Source organism: Fischerella thermalis PCC 7521 (assembly GCF_000317225.1).
Classification (GTDB): domain Bacteria; phylum Cyanobacteriota; class Cyanobacteriia; order Cyanobacteriales; family Nostocaceae; genus Fischerella; species Fischerella thermalis.
Map to the genome: position 1 here is coordinate 41,639 of NZ_AJLL01000098.1, position 22,460 is coordinate 64,098.

Consider the following 22,460-nt stretch of genomic DNA (forward strand, 5'->3'; position numbering starts at 1 on the left):
ATCCTTACTATTACTCAGCTACACGACTAACAAATAGCTTTTTCCGGCGGAACCTCCCAACAAAACGTCTGAGACTACCTGAACCATAAATTTGGTCAAATAACATTTTAAAGATTGCATCTGGTAGAAATTCACCCCATTTTAATAGCCATGTGTGAGGTGTATTTCGACCAAATAGCTGATAGAATTCTGGGTGATTTATGAGTTGTTGATGTGTTTTTCTAGTTTCTAATTTGGATGCACCTTTGAGACGAGCAAGTAGATAAAGATTTTGACAAACTATCAAACTGCATCGCCAATCTTTCAACCGCTCTGCAATTTCAGTTCCATAAACTTTTAACAGAAACTGTTTTTGTTCTTGATGTACGCGAGCTATGGTAGTTTGTGATTTCTCAATGAAGTCTGCCGACACGATCGCTACGCTTGTGGTGTTACTTCCGTGCAAGCGGAACTGATTGAGTACATCGGGTACAGATCCGATGACTGTTATGTAGGGTGCACAACGGAAGATTAAACTATCGGCATTGCGTCTAAATTCTTCATTCAGGGGAAATATATAATCAGCAATTTCTCGACGAAGACTCAGGGCTGAAGCTTGAGGAATATTGTTAATAAATCCACCGTTTTCTAAAGCGTGAACTCCCATCCAGCCAGAAGCTAGATTTTTATACATGGGGTGAGGTTTAATCAACTTCCCCTCACTATCAATTTGAACAACATTGTGAATTACAAAGCCAGCTTGAAGATTGGTTTTAAACTCATTGACAACCTTCTCCAACTTTCTATCCATCCAAATATCATCTGCATCTAGTAAGCAAATGATTTCACCTTGACTCTTTTGGTAAGCTGCATTTAAAGCACTAGCAACTCCACCATTTTGTTTGCTGATTAATTTAATTCTAGAATCTTTACGAACGTAGTTGGCAATAACATCACAGGAGTTATCAGTGGAACCATCATCACAAACAATGATTTCAAAGTTTTGATATGTCTGGCGAAGGACACTTTCTAAGGTCTGACTGATATATTTTTCATAATTGTAATTGGCAATCAATACGGAGACTAAGGGGTTATCAGGAAGCTGGGGTAGTTTAATGGGTTGTAGCTTTTCAGTTTGCAGTTCTAACATTAGCTGAATCCTTGAATTTTACTTCACCGGCGTCTGTACATTATTGTTTTTTTGCTCATACCAAGTTGTGCTTAAAACCTCACCATGCCTTCCGCTCTCCCTTTTTTTCCTGCGTCAGAGGAGTGAAGTAACATCTTATGAATGTAACTTGGTCTCATTCAGCTTGAGATATTCTTGCCAAAACTCAATAGAGGTTAAATCTTGAAAAGAACTTCTCCATTCTGCTTGTATGAAATGCCATTTAAGATAACTCTTTATAATAGTTTGTAACCATCTCATGAAAACTTTGATACCACTTGCGTGGCTCAATTCATTCTTTTCAATGGAGTTGTTTCCTTCTCGAACAATGATAACTCTTTGTTTCGCAAATGCCTTATCCCATCTGTCTGTATAATCCGAGCCTATCCATAATAGTGCGTCCTGATTGGAAATTAATGAATTGGGATATAGATGACCATTTAAAGTTAGCAAACGAAATAATTGCTGGTAAAAATTAACATTATTTTTTTGTTTTTTCGGTTGTTTATAAACTTGATTATCACCATATTCAATGGTTTGATTTTTATATTTTTTGCTTAGTTCTACAATGTTTTTATGCAGATTTTCTGGATCACTATTTTTAATTATCTTTGGCCCTTTTATATAATCTTCAAATCCCTTGATTACCATTTCTGCTGAGTTATAATCAAATATAAATAGTTTATGAAGTAAGATCCTAGTTATAAAATTTACTGCCTCTAAATATTGCAAAGAACTATGCAAAGAATGAGTAACTAGCTGATTACGAATTAGATAATAAGTAACCCATGTATGATTTTTTGTATAGAAAGGTTCATGCCAAATGGCTATACCAGGAAAAGCTATTATTGAATTACCAATAAATTTTTTTATTCTTAAACCAAACTCCATATCATCGCCCCTAATAAAATAGGGCATAGGTAATCCAATTTTTTCTACTATTTGCTTAGGAAAACCGAAAAACCAAAAGGCTCCGTAGTCTGGACTTTCCTCTGACAAAAAGAGGTTAATGCTATTTTTTTCAAGATTAATATTATGCTTCAAAGAGATATGTCCAAAAGGAGAAGCTACAGAACTTTTATTAGTGCCTAAGTTTACCCCAGATAGCCCTCCTGCCTCATGTACTATACATTTTTTATACAAGTCTAGCATTGCTCCAGAGATTGCAAAATCTTGAGTTGCATATTCATACAAAGGGAAAAGTCTATAGATAGATTCGCTGTCTAGTTCTACATCATCATCCATCAATAAAAAATGTGTGTAATTTTCATGCAGAGCTTGAATTAAGCCGCGAGTAAATCCTCCCGCACCGCCTAGATTCCTATTTGGTATTAATTGCACTTTTCGGCTATCAAACTCATCTTTTTTTAAGGTACTACCATTATCAACAACAAAAACCTTAAAGTTTTTACTTTGTAGCAAACTGTCTTTTAAGATAGTATTAACTGTGTTTTTTACGTATGTTTCTTTTTTAAAAGTGCAAATAACAATGCCCAAGGAAACTTCTTTACTCTTTGGTTGATCAGTTGCAATTACACCCTCTGTAAATAAGCCATGCTCACCTAAACAAGTAATTTCAAGATAAACTCTACCTGCATCTTCACTCTGCCAAGAATCTGGTAGTGAAATTTTCACAGGTTCAGATAGTTGGCATTTATCAAAACTTTCTGTATGTATCAACTCTCTAGTCTCTTGATGAGGATACTCTCTATAAAGATCAATCTGAAAGTTACCCTCAAGAGTTAATAAATAATATAAAGAGGATATCTGGGTATACTTGGCATAGAATTTCTCAAAAAACGAATTAAAATAGGTATTTAAAGACAAAACACTATTTTGAGTGAAAACAATATCTTGGTGTTCTGTACATGAATTGAGATATGCACCTCCGGAACATTTTATGTACAAGCTAGAGGTTTCAGATGTCGAGGGAAATTTAATTCTGTTGACTACGGTCATCTTTTATTGAGTGTTTATATACTTAAATATTGTTTTGGTAGATGCAGACTTTTGATGGAATCAATTTCTAATTTCTATACAATAGAAATCTACTATTTTTCTCCGAGCTTATTTACCATTCCTAAACTCTGGAATTGGCTATCTCTTTCTCAAATAGACCTAGCGCACGCAATACAGCTTGATCCATATCGTAGTACTTATAATCTGCAAGCCTTCCTGCAAAAATTACTGTTCCATTGAGTTTCTCTACTTCTTTCAGGTAAAGGTCAAGGCGATCGCGATTTTCTTCATTGAGAATGGGATAATAAGGATCATTCTTTCCTGGTATATAAGCTTGAGGATATTCCATCACCAAGGTAGTTTTAGGTGAGGTTTGCCCTGATAAATATTTCTGTTCGGTAATGCGGGTGATATCGTAGTCGTTGGGGTAATTGACCGTTCCCACTTCTTGATACCATTCCTGGTCTAATGTCTGAAACTCAAAATGTATGCTACGGTATGGCAATTCACCATACATATAATCGAAGAATGTATCAATCGGACCAGTGCAAATGATTCGATTGAATTGAACGTCGTTGATAATTTCGCGGTAATCTGTGTTTAGCAGTACCTTAATGTTAGGATGAGCCAACATCCGACGAAACATTTCAGTATAGCCAAGCTTGGGCATAGCTTGATAGGGGTCTTGAAAATAACGATTATCCCGACTGATGTAGACTGGAACACGTCCTGTAACTCCCCGATCAAGTTCTTCTGGTTTGACTCCCCACTGCTTCATTGTGTAGCGGAGGAAGACATTTTCATAGATGTAATCAGCTAAGAAAGTCAGGTCTCCACTAGCACTTTCACGTAGTTTGAGAATGGGTACTTTGACTCCAAAACCAAAGTTTTCTAGAAGCAAGTTTTCTAATTTTTCTGCATATTTTGGAGGAAAAAGGGCGTAGAGGGAATTGAGATTAAAAGGGATAGGAACTTTTTTTCCTTCTAACACTCCGAGTACGTGATGATAGTAATGTCTCCACTCTGTAAATTGTGAAAGATAATCCCAAACTTTTTTAGATTTGGTGTGAAAAATATGGGGACCGTATTTATGTACTAAAATGCCATGTTCATTGTAGTAATCGTAGGCATTACCGCCAATGTGGTCTCGCCGTTCTACAATTAAAACTCTTTGTGCAAGTTGAGTGGCAATTCTCTCAGCCAGCACACAGGCTGAATATCCAGCTCCTATTATTAACCAATCGAATTTCACGAAATTTCTCCTTGCTTGAGACTAAGAGATTTGGAAGTTTCACACTCAACTAAAGATTGTGTATTTTTTTCAAGGTGTAACTCACTGAAAGTATTTTCTGGTAAGTTTTTTAGGAGAGATTGCAATTTTAGGCGATGAATGTATGGCCAACCACCTTCCTCTTCAATATTCTTTAAAAGGGTGTAAAGGGTCTGGCGATCGCGTGGTAAAGATTCCAGAAATAGACTATCTCGAATTTCTCGATGTAAACTCTCTAGCAAACGTAGTAATGCCAGTAGTTTTAAAGTATCTTCCTGATATTTTTTGGCTACTGACTGAACCATCTCCGCAATCGTTTCTAACCTTGGATTATTCTCTTGTTGTTTCAGCTCTGTATTGACGTACATGCTGGATACCTTAGAACGAAGTTGGGATAGTATTGATGTTTAGAAAAATCACAGTAATAAAGGCTAAAATTAAGTAGGTTGACTTACTTTTGCAGTTGCATGAGTCACTTTCGGTTTGATAAATTTCCTCCTAATTTGGCGAATTTTATTCACCATTTTGACTCCAAATACACTTCCCATAATCGGATTAGCTCTAGCAACTGAAGCAGGAAACCAAGCATCTACATGTGGATGTCTGCTCAAAACCAGCAGCCGCCACCAATCAACTAAACTGTAAATTGGTGCTAGTTCATAGAAAGAATTTTCAGTTATATCCCCAGATATCAGGAAGGATCCAAATACTTTTGCTTCCTGGTAGGAAGGATGTAAGACAAATTCTCGTGATAAAATTTCAGTTGCTTCAACTAAATGATTAGTTGTACATTCTTGCGCGCTTAGATTAGTAGTGAATTGCTTTGCAAATTCAACCGCAGCATTTTGTAAGACGTATAACCCCCAAGCAATTGCTTCTTCGTTTTTTTGCCGGCGAAGAACTGGAATATATTTGTGATCATGTGAATCGTAGCACTTAGTGCTGCCATGATCTGCTGACATGAAAAGTTCAAACAAGCATCTATACTTGCAGAGAAAATAGCGATCGCTACGTTTTTCCTCTACATCATAAAAATAAGCAAATAATTTATCATCCTTAAATGGTTTAACCCGGTTTTCTAATGCAAAGTAAAAACCATAAACACCAGATTCTGGATAAATACCAGCGATGTTCAATAAATTACTAAAAGATGATTGTGTTTTTCCACTCCAGCCAACATCTACTAAAGCAAAAGGAACTCCATCACCTATACCTTCTTGATGAAAATAGCCAATAGCTTTCTCACGATAGTGAGCAGCATTGGCGATGATCAGTTCAGTAACTTTTTTCTCAGTAAAAATCTGCTTCAATAACTTACGTTCGTGCTGCTGAAGATTAACATCCCATTTTTTGGCTGGGAAACCATAGCGGCTGAGTACATCTTGAATTTGTTCTGGTAATATATGAACCCGATCGCAGACAGAACGAATTGATGTAAACTGAGTGAGGACCTCAGTCTGAAGCAAAATCCAATCAAATTCGGATTCACTAATACCTTGAGTAGCAGGCATATGCCATGCTTGACGAGAACCATATAAGTAGCGACAATCGATGGTAAATCCCCAATTTTGGCAGATTACCTGAGCAATTTTATGTAATATCTGCCCATCTCTAGCAGCAAAATATAGTCTTTGAATTCCTCTTTTTTGCGCTTCGACTAAGCACCAGTAAACAAAACCAAACAACATTGGAGCGATCGCACTTGCTGTCGTCTCCCAAATAACTTTTTTATGAGGAGTTGTTTCTTGAGACTGCAAACGAGTCAGCCTACTCGCACCAGCAAGTAGGGATCTAAACTTTAAAGGAAATTGAGTTGCTTGTGTGATTAGTTGCTCGTAGCGATTCAGGTGAGCTTGAGTAAAATATTCAACTGCAATACCAAGTTTTTTGGGAACTTTTACGTCTGCATGTCGGTTATCTCCGACATGTTTCAGTTGCGATCGCTTGACTGCTTCTTGTGCTAAACAGTATTTAAATAACTCACCACTGCCTTTATTTATTCTTGTTTCTGATGAAACGTATAAAGTACTACCTGGAGTCCACACTTTGTTTTCTTTCAAAAAATTCCGAATAACTTCTTCCGGCAGATACATATCGGAAATATAAATTACTCGTTCATTTGCTTGATAGAGCGACTGAATGCGCTTTTGGATGGCGGGTACTGGACGCAAACTCAATAGCTCCATTTCTATTTCTTTTTGTTTTGCTCTTTCAACTTCAGCGGTTGACCAGTTTAGGGAACGAGCGATGTATTCATATATTTCGTCTAGTTTAACTTCATAAACAGGCCCTGTTTCTCTGACAATTCTTTCAGCCTCCATTCTCAGGTGAGACCAAGATTCAGGTGACATTTGAATTAAATTTTCTTGTCGGAGTTGATCACCTAATTCCCAGAATAGGTCTGTTGGTTTTGCCCAAATTCTGGTTATGGATGTATCAAACACGTCAAAGGAGTAAACAATCTTTTTCATCAGAGTCTCACCAATGCTGCTAAAGGATTCAACAAAAAATACAAGGCTTGACTTGTGGATTTATTGCAGGTTCTTTTGATCTGAAGAATTGTTAGTCACAAAATTCTGATAGAGTTGTAGATGCTTTTCTAGAAAAACGGTTCTTGAAAATTTATTTTCAATATCTCTTCTTGCTTGCTGACCGATTGCTTCCAAATCAGAAGCTGATAATACTTGGCGCAAGGCTTGATTTAGGGCTTGTTGGTTAGTAGGTTCAACCAAAATACCGTTGTGTCCATTTTGGATGATCTCTGGCACACCTCCTGTAGAAAAACCAACGACTGGAGTAGATGCAGCCATTGCTTCTAGAACAGTCAGTGGTAGGTTATCAGCAAGGGTACAAAAAAGCATAACGTCTGCTGCTGAATAGGCTTTTGCTAATAAGTGAGGGTCGCAAATATAACCCATCTCTTTGTATTCAAGTCCCTTGAGTGAGTGCTTTAACTCATCGTTACAAAGTCCGACAACTATTACAAATGGAGATAAATCACCTATACTTTGAAGTGCTGCGATCGCATACTTCACACCTTTACGAGGATCGTCAAGAACATGGGCAGAAATTGCAACTACTCGGCGATTTTCTGGAATTCCTAAACTAGTTTTTGCTTCTACTTTTTTCACTATCGGGAAAAAACTTAAATCCAGACCATTAGGAATAACCACAGGTAAAGATTGAAACTTGAGAGCTTTTTGAGCCTCTTGAAGCATCCAGTGGCTGGGAAAGATATAGCGAATATTAAATTTTCCCGCAACCCATCTTTTGATTGCTTGAACTTCTCGTGTGCGATCGCGTAGCTGATTTTTCCATCCATCTTGAGATAATTGGGGACATTTGTGACAATAGCTAGCAAACTTTTCACACCCCATTGGATAAAGACAACCGCCAGTAAAAGCAGAACAATCATGTACCGTGAAAAATGTCGGTTTGCGTCGAGAAGCTAGAGCTAAAGTTACTGGAGATATAGCAGTATATAAATCATGAAAATGGACTATATCGTAATCATTGAGAATTGCGTTGACCTTAACCCAGTATTCAACAGGCAGTAACTCTCGAAAACCATATTTATTCGTTTTTCTATGAACAGTTTTACATAATCTGAATTTAAGACCTTCTCCGTAAAGGCTGTATTGAAATGAAAGAGGTTCTTTGAAATTAAAGGCAATAAAATGATCGGTTGGATGCCCTGCATCATTTAACCAAATAGCGAGATCCTCAGCAACTCTGCTTGCCCCACCCCCTTTTCTATCAGATTTGCTAATAATAGCTACTTTCATATATCCAGAATAATTACTATTTAAATTTATTTAGCTAGCACAAAAAATATATTTTTGAGCATCAGTCTTACTCGTTTTCGCATACCCCAAATTCTCCAAGCAGAAAATGTTAATTTTTTGAAATCCTTTAGGGATATTAATCTATAAATTAACGCATTTAATATTATTTTCTGTGCATATAATTTTTCTCCTCTTTCAATTAACAAAGGGAGTACTTGTGTGAGCATAAAACCTGTACTTGCTCTGGATGATATCGAGGACTTATACTCACGAATCCAGTTTACTGATATTTGATAATCAGGCATTCTCGATATGCGATCTTTGCGTGGATCTGCATTCCAAATTACTAAAGGTTTTTTAATGAAGGTAAAAATTGCTCCTTGAGCTTCAAGCCTGAAGCAGAAATCCCAGTCTTGGTGTCTTTTTAAGCCTGGACGAAAACGAGCAGCTAAAGCAAGCGATCGGTGCATCATCAAAGAGCTTGTGTGAAGTTCCCCATGATGGCAAAACAGATAGTCTGCTATAGTTTCTACTTCACCCTTACCTTTTTCTGGAACTATATGTAAAGTTTCAGTGTTAATTGCAAGTTGATCATAGCTAGATACTCTTGTGAAACTAAACACTATTTGAGTATGACAAACTACTTTTTGAGGATTAGGATGTTTCTGAATTGAAGCCAGTTGCAATTCTATTTTTTCAGGTATCCAGAGGTCATCTGAATCCAAAAATGCAATATACTCTCCTCTAGCATTTTCAATACCAGTATTGCGGGCAACCGAGCCTCCACTATTGGTTGGAAGACGAATATATCGAATCCTAGAATCACCAATAGCTTTTACAACTTCCTCGGTGTTGTCTACGGAGCCGTCGTCAATGACGATAATCTCTAAATTTTTGTAGGATTGCCTGATAGCACTATTTAAAGTGTGCCTAATTAAATCTGCGCGATTGTAAGTTGGTATAACCACACTTACAAGGGGTTCTCCCGAAAAATTATTCCTATCTATCAATTCCATAATAGCTTCATCGATTTCTTAATTAAATTTCTTTCTGTAAAACTGTAAAAATACCGAGCTAATTTAATTATTTTTGGATATTTGATGATTAACAACATCATTACAATAAATTTATGTAATTTATAAAAAATTTTGTGTATTAAATCAGTTTTTCCCCCTAAAGATTGATTTGTGAGACTGTCAGCATATTGACTAAAAAGTAAAGCTAACTTTCTTGGTTCTAATCTGTTCTTATAGCCCCATATGAATAATGTTTCCCACCGGGGTAAATTACTGTAGTAGACTAATTTCTCATGAAATCTTGTCACATGATTATGACTATGCACTCTCCTCATGGCAACTGGTACGTCTAAACTTCCAGGGAGCAATTTACCAACAGCCGCCATTTTGAACCACATCACAATATCTTCGCTAAATTCCAGATTCTCATCGAAATAACCTGTTAAATTAAAAATCCTTCTGCGAACTAGTAATCCATTAGCATGGAACCAACCAACTTCCTTATTAAGGAGTAAAGTTTCAAATAATAATTCGGGATTAATTATTTCATTAATAGTAGTTAGTTTATTATCGCCACGACCAATAGAAATCCATGTATTCTTACTATTTTCATCTTCAAAATAAGTTCCAACTGCCTCATATACGCCATCTATTTCAGGATATTTATTTAATTGATCACATGCTGATTTAAAACGTCCTGGTAAGTAAAAGTCGTCAGCATCTAAAAATGCAATATAATCACAATTAGCTTTTTGGATTCCTACGTTTCTACTTGCACTTGCACCATGATTTTTTTGATCACTATGATAAAATAATTTAACTAGAGAATATTCATCAGCTAATTCTTGACATACCTTGAAAGATTTATCTGAAGAAGCATCTTCTATCAAGATTACCTCTCCAACCTCTGGTTGAGATAATGCAGATTCTACAGCTTGTCGAACATATTTTTCCGCATTATATACAGGAATGATGACTGAGATTTGCATAGATTTATTTGTTTCTAAGCTTTTGCATTATTAATTTTTGTTGAACATAATTGAAATTTGTCTGAAATTTGTCACTCACCTCAAAATCAGAAAAATATTAATATCATCAACTTATAGGTATTGAATTTGTCACTTAGTCTCTAATCCTTGAACATCATCAATTACATGCCAATGTAGCGGTTGATAAAATAGATTATTGCTGATAACAATAACTTTTTCGTCCGGTTGTTTTACGCTAAATTTAAAAGAATTGACTATATCAAGATTAGCAGTTGGTTCTGTTTTTTTCAGGTAAATTCGCATATCATAAGTGCTAGGACGTAAACCGCAATATGGCATTTTAACCTGTATTTCATTATTACCTTTCTTCAGGTATAGAGACTGCCTTTCGTTTTGACTCTCTATTAGCAATACCATCTCTCCTTCCCGAGTCAAATCTCTAATTTCAATACCCAAAGCAAGATTTTTAAATTTTTGGCGAACTTTGCAGCCTACACAGAAATAAACTAGATTACCAGTTTGAGGCGCGTCCAAAACTTTCCCATCTTCGTTTTTGAAACAGAGATAGGTAATATCCACACCTAAACTATCTTGGTCAGTTTTTTCTGGCAAAATAAGAATTCCAGTTTCTGATACATCTACACCGCTTGAAAATAAATCTTCTTCATATTTTTTGACTACTATATCTGCCACTCCTTTTGTCACCACCTGGCCTTGAGAAAGGTAAACAGCAGATTCGCATATAGCGAGGATGGCAGATGAATTGTGAGCAACTAATATAAAAGACGTTCCCTGTTCGCGAAGCTTAGATAGTTTATACGAACACTTTGCTCTAAACCTAGCATCACCTACTGACAGCACTTCATCAATCAGAAGAATATCTGGATTAGTATGAATGGCGCTGGCAAATCCTAACCTTGCAGCCATTCCAGAACTGTAACTTTGTACTGGTGCATCAATCGCATCTCCAATTTCTGCAAACTCTACAACTTGATCAAATCGCTCATCAATTTCCTTTTTAGACAAACCCAAAATCGACATATTGGCATAAATATTTTCCCGCCCTGTCAAGATTGGATTAAATCCTGCTCCTAGTGCAATTAATGGTGCGACGCGACCGTAAACTTCTACAAATCCAGTATCTGGTTTAATCAAACCTGCGATAATTCGCAGCAGGGTTGATTTTCCACTGCCGTTTTTTCCAACTAAACCTAGTGCTTCTCCTCGTCGCAATTGAAAACTTACATTGTTCAGCGCCCAAAATTCTTTGGGGCGTAATTTATCACTCTTTTCTCGTAGTCCTAATAGTTCAGAGGTGATATCTTGAACACCATAGAACAAAGACCGTTTCAAATCCCGACAAAACTTTTTAGAAACTCCATTCACTGAAAGGACAATATCACTCTCACTATCTTGCGGCTTTGCTGTCATATCTTGTTCATTGATGCTGATCATGATTACGAACTAATCCTCTCAACTACAAATGGCATTGCTAAACGATAGATAATCCAAGCTAGCAGCAATCCTAATATTGCGATCAGACTTGCAATCCAAAATCCTTGAGGATTAGATATAACACCTGTTGTTGCTAATTCTCGTGTTGTTACTAATAAAGGTGTAACGGGATTTAGCTTTACAATGCTGCCAAATACTCCACTGTTGGGAACTGGATAGACAACTGGGGTGAGAAACAACCAAAGTCCAGAAATCAAAGTCAGTCCCATGGAAAAATCCTGATATAAAGCACCCATCGGTGCTAATAACAAACCAATAAATGTTCCTAGTAACACCAGATGGATTAAGGCAACTGGTGCTAATATAACGCTCCAGGTAATTGGTATTTTAAACCAGAGAAATAAACCAAAAATTAGAATCAGCTTGATGCCAAAGTTGAAAAATACTTCACCCAACTTGGCAATAATTAGGGCTTCCCGAGGAAAGTTAATTCTTGCCAGCATTGGCTTGGCAGATGTTACTGCTTGTACTGGGCCATTTAATGCTTCGACAAAAGTTTGCCATAAGGTCATGCTGAACATGACATAAGCAGGATAAGGTAATTCTGTATTACCAAGATTGACAACGCCGCTACCTTTAGCAAAGGTAAAACCAGCTGCCATGATGACAGGAGGAATAATCGCCCAGAAAATTCCTAGAAAAGATTGACGATATTTCGCGCTAATATCTCGAACTAATAGCCTCCAAGCTAATTCTCGTGATGCCAGCAAGTCATATACCATTGCCCTAAATAACTGAAGCGGATGTCTCATTCGACTTTCGGGCCGATACACTTCTCTAGGCGAATTTTTAATTTCTTTTCGAGTCTGGCTTGAGACTTGATCTCGTCTAAAGTTATGCTGGCTGTGTTGCATAATTAGTGTTAAGGTTTACTTTATTTTCTTGCTGAACAAAATTTTTTCAAATTTATTCTAGCCATACTGATTGATCAGTAGATTAAGCTACCTCTTCTACAAGACTAAAACTAGCAGACTAATTAATTTTTAGTAATTATCCTAGTTACTAAAGCTGTAATTTTTGTGATCAAAGACTACCAGCAATTAGTAATTATGACAATTACGATATCTTAGTTTTTTTACAATCCTGTTATGTGAGTGGTGATAGCCATAGTAATAGTTAAGAAACCAGGATCTAGATACTGTTATAGACTTAGCCACTCAGGATGGTTTTTGTTTGGCTAATAATTTTGTGGGAATAATTCAACAAAAGTTAGTTCAGCTTTTTGGTTGCATCACCTCCATCAAAACTAAATCTGTTTGAGCAACGTTTAATTAATAGAACTACAAGACTTTAATTTACTCAACCCTCCATCCAAAGTAACGTTCGCGGATATGAAATGGAGTACTAAATGAGCTTGACATCAATATTTGCTTAAAAGCTAACAATAAAAAGGGTGGGATTGTTGTAACATAGCGATTCCAAAGGCGGCGGGGTTCTTGAATCCATCTATATAACCATTCAAAACCTAGATCCCGCACCATACGAGGCGCTCTTTTGTGAATCCCTGCGTATACCGGAAATACCCCACCTAATCCAATCATCACTGCCTGGATTTTACCTTGGTGTTGCTCCATCCACTTTTCTTGTTTGGGACATCCTAAGGAGACAAAGACAATACCAGCGCCACTGGCGTTGATCTTTTCTATGAGGGCTTCGTCTTCTTTAGTAGTTAAGGGACGAAACGGTAGGGGTTCCATTGCAGCAACTTTCAAGTTCGGGAATTCATTCTCTAGCCTTTTTCTCATCCGAGACAAAATTTCTGTTTGAGAACCCACAAAAAAAACACTTACGCCAAGTGTTTGAGCTAGTTGACATGATTCTAATAAAATATCCATCCCCGCTACACGGTTTTGGTATCGCGCTCCTTGAAGCCTCATCATCCAAACCAATGGCATTCCGTCAGGAGTGACTAAGTCTGCGTTCTGTAATATGCTAGCAAACTCTGGATTCCAATGAGCTTCCATGAGCATATGCACATTGGCTACACATACAGTCTTGCTCTCGCGCGCGATCGCCCACCTCAGTATCGTCTGTATTTGTTCATCTAAACGTAAGGCAGTAATTGGAAACTCTAGTACTTTCTGAGTAGGTAGAAAAGTTCTTCCTACCATAAGTCACTCCTTGTGTCACAGATAAAATCAAAGAACCGCAAAACTATTGCCAATACGTCAAAACTCAAGCTTAGACTAAACTTTGACTTTTTAGGCATTTAGGAAACGGTAGGCAGTTAACACATGGAGATGCAATTTGTCTTTACAGTAAATTACTGCTTCCCTGGTAATAATTTAATCAAGCCACCTGTATCCTACCTTACTCCACATTCGTACCATGTCAGTAGTTTTTTAGTAAACTTCATGTTTTCTTTATATTTGCTTTAATGTTTTTTTATAAATATAAAATAGAAATATATTCTTTATGTAAAAACTATTACTTGTCTAATGACAACAATATTTTGATATTGGGTGGATACACTAGCTGTCTTATGGATATTCGTTATAGGCAATTTCTTTAAATCAGTAATTTTTATTGCCAAGTAAAACTTAACTACTTGATTAACAGCAGTGTGCTAGTGAAATAACTGTCACTTGGTAGCGTGAAACTAACAGCTTTATTTTTTATCATCCTAAAAAAGCCCAAAAAAGAGGGGGAAGCTAAAATTTTCTTCCCCCGTTCCCTGATTGTTATTTTGATTGGTTTCTTTGTCTGTCTTCAGTCTGTGCCTTAGCATTTGCTGCTGTTTCTTCAGTTGTCGTTTTCTTGCTGAGCCGCCTTTACCTTTATGATTTCTGCCCTGGCGGCGAGGAGATTCCCATCTTTTTAGTCTCATAATGATTGTCCTTTGAGTTAGCGATAAATCCAATATTTGGACAAAGTAAAGATTTTAGTTGCGACATTTTTATAACTTAGAGTAACAACTTTCACTACTATATATATATTGTAATTCATTGTTATCTAAAGTGTTAAATTATCAGTAAATTTTTGAGACTAAAAAATACACTGTTTTGTCAAAAAAAATGAAGTAATAAATATCACTAGTCAAAAAGTTAAAAGCAGTTATTTATAACCTGAATGTAGTTATTACGTAGAAATTTACTTATGCTAACTCTTAACTTAGTAAAAAATTAAACAGTGAAACTTAAGTAACAAGATATAAGTGTAAAATGTTACTTAAGTTATATAATTATGTTAAAGGGTATACCTTTGTTATCTGCCATAAGCAGTATTCAGAATTTTGCAGGTATGACCCGGAAAAAAGCTAGAATTTTACGATATGATCACAAATTTATCTGAATCATGAAATAATTTCAGACATGTTTTATGAATGGTATGTCAATTACTTGACACTCTATGGGTGCAAAAACAGCCAGATGTCCATAGGGTAAAATTTGCAAAAGCCATCTTTGCAGATAGCTAATACAAAATCTCTAGCAATAGTTTATTACTGTAACCATGACAGTGGGCAGGAGGAGAATCGAACTCCTATGAGCGCAAGCTCGCCACATTTTGAGTGTGGTGCGTCTACCAGTTTCGCCACCCGCCCTTAATTTGCAACTTCATCATTATACTATATTTTTTGATTTTGCAACAAGTTTTGCACTATTTTTTGTGTTGAGATAGTGCAACGGTACAAATACTTACGTGAGCAGCTTTTTGGGGATTGTTGAAATAGGCTGGTCAAACCCAAATCCTATATTTTTGGGTGTTGCAGAGAAAGCAGGATGTTTTTGAATTGTTGTAAACGAAAAAATCTAGCTTCTTCGCGCACTTCGCGTCTAACACGGTTCAAGAATCCATCCCGATTTTATGCAACGCCTATTTTTGAAAAACTCAATGATTTTGTCTTTCACGACTGTTATTGATTGGCTTAGGATTAAAAGTTTGGTGATATGGGAAGCTTGTCAAAAAAGTTGTGGGATAATCCAAACTTTAAGATTTTTTAAAATTGTAAAAATACTGGTATGATGTCTACATGCTAATCAAACACATAAGCAGTTTCACGTAAGTTTCATATCGTCAGTTTTTATGCAAAATTAAACGGCAGAATAGAATCTCTTGACCTAGCTTAGGATTTACCAAGATAGTAATTTTTGCTATCTGACAACTTCCGTTGCAGGTGTTAAAAATATTTCTTCAAAAAATATTAGGAACTATTTAATTTTTCAACCGTCTTAATTCGATTTCTAAAAAGTCTACTAACTCTTTTAGATTTTTCGGATAATACTGAGATTTATTCCGGATCTACTGAGATAAATCTGAAAATCTGTGCAAGTAAATTAGTATGAATAAGAAGATGAGATTACGCTTTTTATTACTTAGCGTCGTCAGTATTGTGCTGCTATCTTCTCCAATCAAAGCAGCTCAATTGCAATCTTGGAGCTTTGATCAGGCGCGCAATCAACTACATTTAACTACTGATTCTGGAGTTCAACCAAGAGCTTTTTTAATTAAAAATCCTACAAGACTTGTACTAGATTTACCTGGAACTAATCTCAATCGTGATACAGTTCGCCAAAGTTTTGGGTCAGCCATTAAAGAAATTCGGATTGGACAGGTTGACTCTAAAACTACCAGAATGGTAATTGAATTAGCACCAGGTTATACAGTTTCTCCCGATAAATTACTGATAAAAGGTGATTCTTCCTCTCACTGGATAGTAAACTTTTCATCAATTGAACGTGTAACTGCTAACAATTCATTTGAGCAAAGTGCAAATAACAAGTCTAACGAAGAACAATTTCCTATCCAGATTGGTGATGCTTCTTCCTTTGTAGGAGGAATTCGTTTAGGTAAAGATATATCTCAGTTAAATACTCAAGTTAAAGGATTAATGGCTCGCTACAGCTATCTTCAACCTGGGATGTTCTTTCTAGATTTGGATACAGGTAACTATCTAGATTTGAATGGAGAAAAGATATTTCCTGCTGCTAGCACCATTAAATTTCCTATTTTAGTGGCTTTGTTTGAAGAAGTAGACGCAGGTAGAATCAAACTGAATGAAACTTTGGTCATGCGACGTGACTTGATGACTGGAGGTTCGGGAACATTGCAGTACAAACGCCCAGGAACTAAACTGAGTGTTTTAGAAACCGCTACCAAGATGATTACCATCAGTGACAATACTGCAACCAATATGATTATTGATCGTTTGGGTGGTAAGGCGAAATTAAATCAGCGGTTTCGGAGTTGGGGACTGCAAAATACAGTTATTCGTAATTTATTGGGTGACTTTAAGGGAACAAATACAACTAGTGCAAAAGACTTGGTGAGACTAGGTGCTTTGCTAGCTAATAATCAATTGTTAAGTGATACAAGTCGTTCCAAGACATTGGATATCATGCGTCGTGTAGAAAACAGAAGTTTATTACCAGCAGGTCTTGGTAAAGGTGCGGTGATAGCTCACAAAACTGGTACACTTGGGATTATTCTTGGAGATGCAGGTATTATTCAAACATCCACAGGTAAGCGTTACCTAGCTGGAATTATGGTTCGCAGACCCTTTGGTGATAAAAGAGCAAAGTCTTTTATTAATCAAGTTTCCCGACTAGTCTATAGCTACATAGAACAAAACACCATTAACGCATCTAGTCCTCCACCACAGCAACTTTAACAGTTATCAATATTAAATTCAAAATAAAAAATAAAAAAGGAAAGTCGAGGTACACCAAACCTATAAACTGCAACAAGTAGAGAAAACCCTCAGAGGATTCCAGAGTTAATAGTCAAGTGTCTAGAGTTAGCCCTCATAAAACCTCTTTTTTCTCTGCTAACTCTGTGTTCTGTGGTTTAAAAGTATTTTTTTTAACCGTAGAGTTGCAGAGAACGCAGAGGAAAGAAATGATAGAGGAATTGATTTTCGAGAATTTTTACCCACCTTGAAAGAGCTAGCGTCCAGATTTTCACTATTGACTATTGACCTATTACTATGTCGCAAAGGAGAAAAAAATGACGGATTTTCAAGATTTTCTCAGACATCAATACGTTTATGTAGCGACGGGAGAGTTTAAACCAGGTAAGTTTGAAGAAGCCAAGCAACTTTATGAACAGGCTGTATCAATGTATACTAAGGGCTTCCAAAAAGCATATCTCTTACAGCAACCAGGAACTGACAAAGGTATCGCAATAATTTTCTGGGAAAATATCGGTGACATGGAAGCTAATTACAGCGAAGCTTATCAAAATATCTTAAAAAAGATGAGCCACTTGTTTGCTCACGCTCCAACCACCTCTTATTATGAACTTGTTTGCGAAATCCAACCAGCTTTAGAGCAACAGATTTCAGTTCAGTAATCAAGGGGTTTAGTGCTACCAGCTTTTGTAAACAGCGATCGCCTCCTTACTTTAGACTACATTTTTGGCTATGGTGGGCGATCGTTTGTTTGTTATAACTTCATTAAGATGCAAAGTAAAACAAAAAATTTTGAGTAATGCAAGCTAAAGCTTAGCCTTACTCAACCAAATCCTTCATCCTCTTGGCAGCAAAGAATGAATTATCAGTGTAGTGATGTAGTGAGGAGCGAAGTCAACGCCCTTAATGAACTAATGTGAAACTACGAGCTAGGGAGTAGTAGCAGGAGTAGCAGGAGTAGTGGTTGCGGGTGTAGTAGCGCCAGTATCAGCGGGTTCACCTGGAGTAGTAGTGGTAGTGTTAGGAGTATCAGTACCACCTTCGCAAGCTCCAAGAGCAGCAGCTAGACCGAGTAAGAGAGCAAAACCAAAGATTTTTATTTTCATAACTCCTCTGTCACCAAATGCGGCAAAAACTATTTTAGGCCTGTTGAATAAGATACCGTATTTGTTGCTTAATTTTAATAATTTTTAGATCATATCTTTATAAAGATGATTTTTGCCTTTGGCCTATCTTAAATACTATCACTAGAGCATGTAGTTTTATTGTTAAACAGATGACATAGCTGTAATTTATAACAGCACTAGAACTATATATTTTTAATAGAACACACTACAATACCAGAAAAGAAGATTTTAGACAATCTCTTGCTCTTGCTATTTTGCATTGCCATACTTAGATGCGATATTGACTACTGAGGATTGGACATCAGGATCGAGAATAAGGAAAGAATTTTAGATTTTAGATTGAAATCCAAAATATCTTGTCCCCTTCCCCTGTCCATCTAATCCCCAGTCCCTACTCGCAAAGATATATTTCCCAAAAAATTATGGCTGTTGCTCGCAAATCAGATGTTTTTACAAAGCGTAGTTGGTTCCAGAGAAATTCTTTGAGAACCAGAAATTCTGCCACACTCAAGCAGTCCATTGCAAGGGGAATGATCGCAGACAAAACCCTATCTCCTCCAGTTTCTTCCAGAAGATACAGGCGCTCGTCTGGCACAATACCAGTATCCACTTCGACACCTATCCCCGATTTAAACCAACAAGGAACAACTCCGACGTGGTTGTTACGCTTGTATGTAATACATCGTCATTCAGGAATAATGGCGTTTGTGTTGGTAGCAACAACACTGGTAATTTATGGTTGGACAGTATATTCTCAACAACTTTGGAGTCAGTCGTATCGCAAACTGCAAACCTTACAGCGCGATGAGCGACAGTTAACGACAACTATCGAAGTATTAAAAAACAAAATGGCTCAGGAAGCACAAAAGCCAGCAGCAGGACTGGTATCACCATCCCCCGCATCGGCAATTTTTTTGCCTCCAGCACCAGAGGATTCTAGCTCGTTACCATCTACCACAACTTCTGAATCCAACTTTCAACCACAACAGCAAGACTCTGCACCAATTGGGTATTAAAGTCAATAGTTATTGGTTGGTGGTTGGTGGGTAGTCAGTAATGGGGAAGTGAGGAGTCTGAAGAGAGTGAGGACAGGGAAGACAAGGGGGAGAGTGAGGAAATAACCACCAACAACCAACGACCAACAACTAACCACTAACAAACAAATATGCAAAAATCCCCCAGTAGAAGGAGATTGAGAAAGTCTCGGAAGGTAGAATCACCAAAGCGAGAGGGTCAAAAAAAAAGACGAAGGTTTTTACCCTCGTTTAATTTTAATAGCCAACCGCAAACACCCAACATTAAAACTCGGCTTTTGATAGTCTGGGGTGTATTAGTTGCTGCTGGATTGGGGCTAGGTATGAATTTGTATAATTTACAAATTGTACAAGGACCAAAGCTGAAGGAAAAAGCGCGAAACCAACAAATGGTAAATTTGCGCCCTTTTGTACCTCGTCGTCAAATAATAGACCGTAATCGAACTGTACTGGCTATAGACCGACCAGTGTACACTGTTTACGCTCATCCCAAACTATTTAATAAATCTAATCAAGAAATTGCCAAATTACTAGCCCCAATAGTAGATAAGGACGTCACTGAATTAAAGAATAAATTTGACAATAAAAAAAGTGGTATTCTACTGGCATCGGCAATGCCTGAAGAAATAGCCAATCGCATTTTTGCATTGCGCCTCAATGGTTTAGAGTTGATTCAAAAATACTCTCGATTTTATCCACAACAAGATTTAGTGGCGGAGGTAGTAGGGTATGTTAATCTTGATCGTCGGGGTCAGGCAGGTGTGGAATATAGTCAGGAAAAGTTATTAGAACGTTCTGTCCAAGCAGTACGTTTGAGTCGGACTGGTAACGGTTCTTTGATGCCAGATTATGCTCCGGATGGTTTTCCCTATTCTGATGATCTACAACTACAATTGACTATTGATAGCCGCTTGCAACGAATTGCTCGTGCTGCACTCAAACAACAAATGGATAAGTATAGTGCCAAGCGTGGGGCGGTGATTATTATGGATGCTTGGGATGGTTCTTTACTAGCCTTAGCTTCTTTGCCTACCTACAATCCCAATGAGTATTCCAAAGCCGATATTTCGCTGTTTAAAAACTGGACTGTAGCGGATCTTTATGAACCTGGTTCTACCTTCAAACCTTTGAATGTAGCGATCGCTCTAGAAAATGGTGTCATTACAGCCAATGATACTTTTAACGACCCCGGTTATATTCAAGTAGGCGATCGCACAATCAAAAATGCTGAGAACAAAAGTTACGGACGTATCAATATTGCCCAGATTCTCCAACATTCCAGTAACATCGGCATGGTGCAGATTATTCAACGTTTGCAGCCTTCTATTTATTACGGTTGGTTAGAAAAACTGGGACTAGGACAAGCTGTATCTACAGATTTACCCTTCGTTGTAGCCAGTCAACTCAAAAGTCAAGAAAAATTTATTACCTTACCGATTGAACCGGCAACAACTTCTTTTGGTCAAGGCTTTTCCTTAACACCGTTGCAACTAGTACAAATGCACGGAGCTTTAGCCAATGGTGGTAAATTAGTCACACCCCATGTAGTTAAGGGTCTGGTTGATAGCAAAAATCAGATGCACTATACACCAACAAGACCCGCACCACGGCAAATTTTTTCATCCATCACCGCCCAACAAGTAGTAGAAATGATGGAAACTGTTGTTGCTGATGGCAGTGGCAAAGCATCACAAATTCCGGGTTATCGCATTGCTGGTAAAACTGGTACAGCCCAAAAAGCTAGTAGTTCAGGTGGTTATATTAGCGGTGCCAGAATAACCAGCTTTGTAGGCATATTACCAGTAGAAGCACCCAGGTATGTAGTATTAGCCTTAGTAGATGAACCAAAAGGTGCAAACGCATATGGTGGTACTGTCGCCGCACCAATTGCCAAAGCAGTCATGGAAGCATTAATTACCATAGAACAACTCCCACCAAGCCAGGCAATTAGACAATAGTCAATGGTAGGTTGCTTGTCGTTTGTTGGTGGTTATTCACTACCTACTCCTCACACCCCCCACACTCCACGCCAGTTGCTCTTTGTTGGAAACCAACAAAACCGCACTGGCTCCCCCACCTCCCATAATACCCACTCCCTGACGGGGTGACAAAGCGGCTGAAGCAGAGAAAATAGAGGAGTGTGACCGTTCAAATCCTACCCTTGCAATAGATAAAAATACCCTTTGGCAATTTTCAATCCTTCCTTTTGATAGAGATAAATGAAATGTATTTGAGTTGAATGGAAAGTATAACAGCGCCCCGATACACAGGTCACCCCGTCAGGAGATACGCTTAACTCCCTCCTCTAGCCTGCTCAAGGTAGAGCAAAAAACTATCTTCCTCTTTGTGTCTTAGTGTCTTAGTGTTTCAAAAATTCTTTATTTCACCACAAAGACACCAAGAAAAACCTATTTCCACAACCTCCCTCCTCTTACCAAAGAGAGTCTTGGGGTGGAGATTTAAAGATTCATACCACACGTTTATTGCATAAATTAGGGGTAATACAATGGAAAATATTAACGCAGCAAAAATGACAGAGCGTTACTGCGCTTTAACTATCGGAATTCTCTATCTCATTTTAGGCCTGGCTGGATTTATACCAGCTTTTGTTTCATTACCAGGGACAACAGCATCTTATATTCCTCCTGATGTCGCTCCTGGGGCCTATTCTGCGGGATTTGGTTACATATTTGGACTTTTTCCCACTAATTTTTTGCATAACCTTGTACGCTGTGCAGTGGGTTTGTTAGGAATTGCTTGCTATACGAGTTCCACCAGTGCGCGACTTTTCAACGCCACTTTTGCAGTTGCTTATATTATCATCGCCATCATGGGATTACTGCCCTTTGGTAAGACGATGTTTGGCTTAATGCCTCTGTTTGGTAACAATGTTTGGCTCAATGCCCTAGCTGCGATCGCTGCTGGTTACTATGGCTTGCTGATCCCCAAGAAAGTAGCGGGTACTAGTGCATCACAAAATGTTTAACAAATT

General features: G+C 37.6%; 19 protein-coding genes and 1 tRNA gene. 5 read left to right on the plus strand and 15 right to left on the minus strand.

Translation table 11 applies throughout. The annotated features are described in order from the left end of the window. Positions 1 to 10 precede the first annotated feature (10 nt). The 13 genes from UYK_RS0120775 to UYK_RS0120835 all read right to left on the minus strand — a co-directional run bounded on the left by UYK_RS0120775 (position 11) and on the right by UYK_RS0120835 (position 15,222). Positions 11 to 1,129, minus strand: coding sequence for a glycosyltransferase family 2 protein (locus UYK_RS0120775; RefSeq protein ID WP_009456439.1), 1,119 nt, complete (start codon positions 1,127 to 1,129; stop codon positions 11 to 13). Between the two features lie 135 nt (positions 1,130 to 1,264). Then, positions 1,265 to 3,106 carry a glycosyltransferase gene (locus UYK_RS0120780; protein ID WP_009456440.1) on the minus strand — a complete coding sequence of 614 codons (1,842 nt, stop codon included), beginning with the start codon at positions 3,104 to 3,106 and terminating at the stop codon, positions 1,265 to 1,267. Positions 3,107 to 3,227: 121 nt separating this feature from the next. Next, positions 3,228 to 4,358 (minus strand): UDP-galactopyranose mutase, encoded by a 1,131-nt coding sequence (gene glf / locus UYK_RS0120785; RefSeq protein WP_009456441.1) that lies wholly within the window; start codon positions 4,356 to 4,358, stop codon positions 3,228 to 3,230. Next, a complete protein-coding gene (locus tag UYK_RS0120790) occupies positions 4,355 to 4,744 on the minus strand; it encodes a hypothetical protein (protein WP_009456442.1) in 390 nt (129 codons plus the stop codon). The genes glf and UYK_RS0120790 overlap by 4 nt, the downstream gene beginning before the upstream one ends. A gap of 69 nt (positions 4,745 to 4,813) precedes the next feature. Further along, on the minus strand, positions 4,814 to 6,847 hold the full coding sequence (locus UYK_RS0120795) for an HAD family hydrolase (RefSeq protein WP_009456443.1): 2,034 nt from the start codon (positions 6,845 to 6,847) through the stop codon (positions 4,814 to 4,816). A gap of 60 nt (positions 6,848 to 6,907) precedes the next feature. Then, positions 6,908 to 8,161 carry a glycosyltransferase gene (locus UYK_RS0120800; RefSeq protein WP_009456444.1) on the minus strand — a complete coding sequence of 418 codons (1,254 nt, stop codon included), beginning with the start codon at positions 8,159 to 8,161 and terminating at the stop codon, positions 6,908 to 6,910. A 26-nt stretch (positions 8,162 to 8,187) separates the two neighbouring features. Continuing rightward, positions 8,188 to 9,177 carry a glycosyltransferase family 2 protein gene (locus UYK_RS0120805; protein ID WP_009456445.1) on the minus strand — a complete coding sequence of 330 codons (990 nt, stop codon included), beginning with the start codon at positions 9,175 to 9,177 and terminating at the stop codon, positions 8,188 to 8,190. After that, complete coding sequence (locus UYK_RS0120810; RefSeq protein ID WP_009456446.1) at positions 9,168 to 10,166, minus strand: glycosyltransferase family 2 protein; 999 nt, start codon at positions 10,164 to 10,166, stop codon at positions 9,168 to 9,170. Before UYK_RS0120810 ends, UYK_RS0120805 begins: the two co-directional genes overlap by 10 nt. Positions 10,167 to 10,295: 129 nt before the next feature. Beyond that, complete coding sequence (locus tag UYK_RS0120815; RefSeq protein WP_009456447.1) at positions 10,296 to 11,621, minus strand: ABC transporter ATP-binding protein; 1,326 nt, start codon at positions 11,619 to 11,621, stop codon at positions 10,296 to 10,298. Between the two features lie 2 nt (positions 11,622 to 11,623). Then, positions 11,624 to 12,403, minus strand: coding sequence for an ABC transporter permease (locus tag UYK_RS0120820; RefSeq protein WP_016872090.1), 780 nt, complete (start codon positions 12,401 to 12,403; stop codon positions 11,624 to 11,626). Between the two features lie 573 nt (positions 12,404 to 12,976). Next, the gene (locus tag UYK_RS0120825; protein ID WP_009456449.1) at positions 12,977 to 13,792 is read right to left on the minus strand and encodes a WecB/TagA/CpsF family glycosyltransferase; all 816 of its coding nucleotides are present in this window, start codon (positions 13,790 to 13,792) and stop codon (positions 12,977 to 12,979) included. A 512-nt stretch (positions 13,793 to 14,304) separates the two neighbouring features. Beyond that, entirely contained in the window at positions 14,305 to 14,508 is a 204-nt protein-coding gene (locus UYK_RS0120830; RefSeq protein WP_009456450.1) for a hypothetical protein, read from the minus strand. 630 nt (positions 14,509 to 15,138) lie between these two features. After that, positions 15,139 to 15,222: transfer RNA gene (locus UYK_RS0120835), tRNA-Leu, on the minus strand. A 750-nt stretch (positions 15,223 to 15,972) separates the two neighbouring features. Here UYK_RS0120835 and UYK_RS0120840 point away from each other — a divergent pair. After that, the gene (locus UYK_RS0120840; protein WP_009456451.1) at positions 15,973 to 17,289 is read left to right on the plus strand and encodes a serine hydrolase; all 1,317 of its coding nucleotides are present in this window, start codon (positions 15,973 to 15,975) and stop codon (positions 17,287 to 17,289) included. Positions 17,290 to 17,624: 335 nt separating this feature from the next. After that, positions 17,625 to 17,969 (plus strand): hypothetical protein, encoded by a 345-nt coding sequence (locus tag UYK_RS0120845; protein ID WP_009456453.1) that lies wholly within the window; start codon positions 17,625 to 17,627, stop codon positions 17,967 to 17,969. A 267-nt stretch (positions 17,970 to 18,236) separates the two neighbouring features. Here UYK_RS0120845 and UYK_RS26895 read toward each other — a convergent pair whose 3' ends face one another. After that, positions 18,237 to 18,413 carry a hypothetical protein gene (locus UYK_RS26895; RefSeq protein ID WP_009456456.1) on the minus strand — a complete coding sequence of 59 codons (177 nt, stop codon included), beginning with the start codon at positions 18,411 to 18,413 and terminating at the stop codon, positions 18,237 to 18,239. A gap of 412 nt (positions 18,414 to 18,825) precedes the next feature. After that, entirely contained in the window at positions 18,826 to 19,044 is a 219-nt protein-coding gene (locus UYK_RS27695; protein WP_016872091.1) for a hypothetical protein, read from the minus strand. 88 nt (positions 19,045 to 19,132) lie between these two features. Here UYK_RS27695 and UYK_RS27700 point away from each other — a divergent pair, with 88 nt between their 5' ends. The 3 genes from UYK_RS27700 to UYK_RS0120865 all read left to right on the plus strand — a co-directional run bounded on the left by UYK_RS27700 (position 19,133) and on the right by UYK_RS0120865 (position 22,454). Continuing rightward, positions 19,133 to 19,450, plus strand: a complete 318-nt coding sequence (locus UYK_RS27700) for a hypothetical protein (protein WP_016872092.1) — start codon at positions 19,133 to 19,135, stop codon at positions 19,448 to 19,450. A 149-nt stretch (positions 19,451 to 19,599) separates the two neighbouring features. Next, positions 19,600 to 21,426 (plus strand): peptidoglycan D,D-transpeptidase FtsI family protein, encoded by a 1,827-nt coding sequence (locus UYK_RS0120860; RefSeq protein WP_016872093.1) that lies wholly within the window; start codon positions 19,600 to 19,602, stop codon positions 21,424 to 21,426. A gap of 548 nt (positions 21,427 to 21,974) precedes the next feature. Beyond that, the gene (locus tag UYK_RS0120865; protein ID WP_009756710.1) at positions 21,975 to 22,454 is read left to right on the plus strand and encodes a DUF4383 domain-containing protein; all 480 of its coding nucleotides are present in this window, start codon (positions 21,975 to 21,977) and stop codon (positions 22,452 to 22,454) included. Positions 22,455 to 22,460: the final 6 nt, after the last annotated feature.

Coding starts and splice junctions, on each gene's coding strand:
- UYK_RS0120775 (WP_009456439.1), bottom strand. CDS start 1,129: ATGTTAGAACTGCAAACTGAAAAGCTACAACCCATTAAACTACCCCAG.
- UYK_RS0120790 (WP_009456442.1), bottom strand. CDS start 4,744: ATGTACGTCAATACAGAGCTGAAACAACAAGAGAATAATCCAAGGTTA.
- UYK_RS27700 (WP_016872092.1), top strand. CDS start 19,133: ATGGCGTTTGTGTTGGTAGCAACAACACTGGTAATTTATGGTTGGACA.
- UYK_RS0120780 (WP_009456440.1), bottom strand. CDS start 3,106: ATGACCGTAGTCAACAGAATTAAATTTCCCTCGACATCTGAAACCTCT.
- UYK_RS0120840 (WP_009456451.1), top strand. CDS start 15,973: ATGAGATTACGCTTTTTATTACTTAGCGTCGTCAGTATTGTGCTGCTA.
- UYK_RS26895 (WP_009456456.1), bottom strand. CDS start 18,413: ATGAAAATAAAAATCTTTGGTTTTGCTCTCTTACTCGGTCTAGCTGCT.
- UYK_RS0120825 (WP_009456449.1), bottom strand. CDS start 13,792: ATGGTAGGAAGAACTTTTCTACCTACTCAGAAAGTACTAGAGTTTCCA.
- UYK_RS0120830 (WP_009456450.1), bottom strand. CDS start 14,508: ATGAGACTAAAAAGATGGGAATCTCCTCGCCGCCAGGGCAGAAATCAT.
- UYK_RS0120845 (WP_009456453.1), top strand. CDS start 17,625: ATGACGGATTTTCAAGATTTTCTCAGACATCAATACGTTTATGTAGCG.
- UYK_RS0120820 (WP_016872090.1), bottom strand. CDS start 12,403: ATGGTATATGACTTGCTGGCATCACGAGAATTAGCTTGGAGGCTATTA.
- UYK_RS0120860 (WP_016872093.1), top strand. CDS start 19,600: ATGCAAAAATCCCCCAGTAGAAGGAGATTGAGAAAGTCTCGGAAGGTA.
- UYK_RS0120800 (WP_009456444.1), bottom strand. CDS start 8,161: ATGAAAGTAGCTATTATTAGCAAATCTGATAGAAAAGGGGGTGGGGCA.
- UYK_RS0120865 (WP_009756710.1), top strand. CDS start 21,975: ATGGAAAATATTAACGCAGCAAAAATGACAGAGCGTTACTGCGCTTTA.
- UYK_RS0120810 (WP_009456446.1), bottom strand. CDS start 10,166: ATGCAAATCTCAGTCATCATTCCTGTATATAATGCGGAAAAATATGTT.
- UYK_RS0120815 (WP_009456447.1), bottom strand. CDS start 11,621: ATGATCAGCATCAATGAACAAGATATGACAGCAAAGCCGCAAGATAGT.
- UYK_RS0120805 (WP_009456445.1), bottom strand. CDS start 9,177: ATGGAATTGATAGATAGGAATAATTTTTCGGGAGAACCCCTTGTAAGT.
- UYK_RS0120795 (WP_009456443.1), bottom strand. CDS start 6,847: ATGAAAAAGATTGTTTACTCCTTTGACGTGTTTGATACATCCATAACC.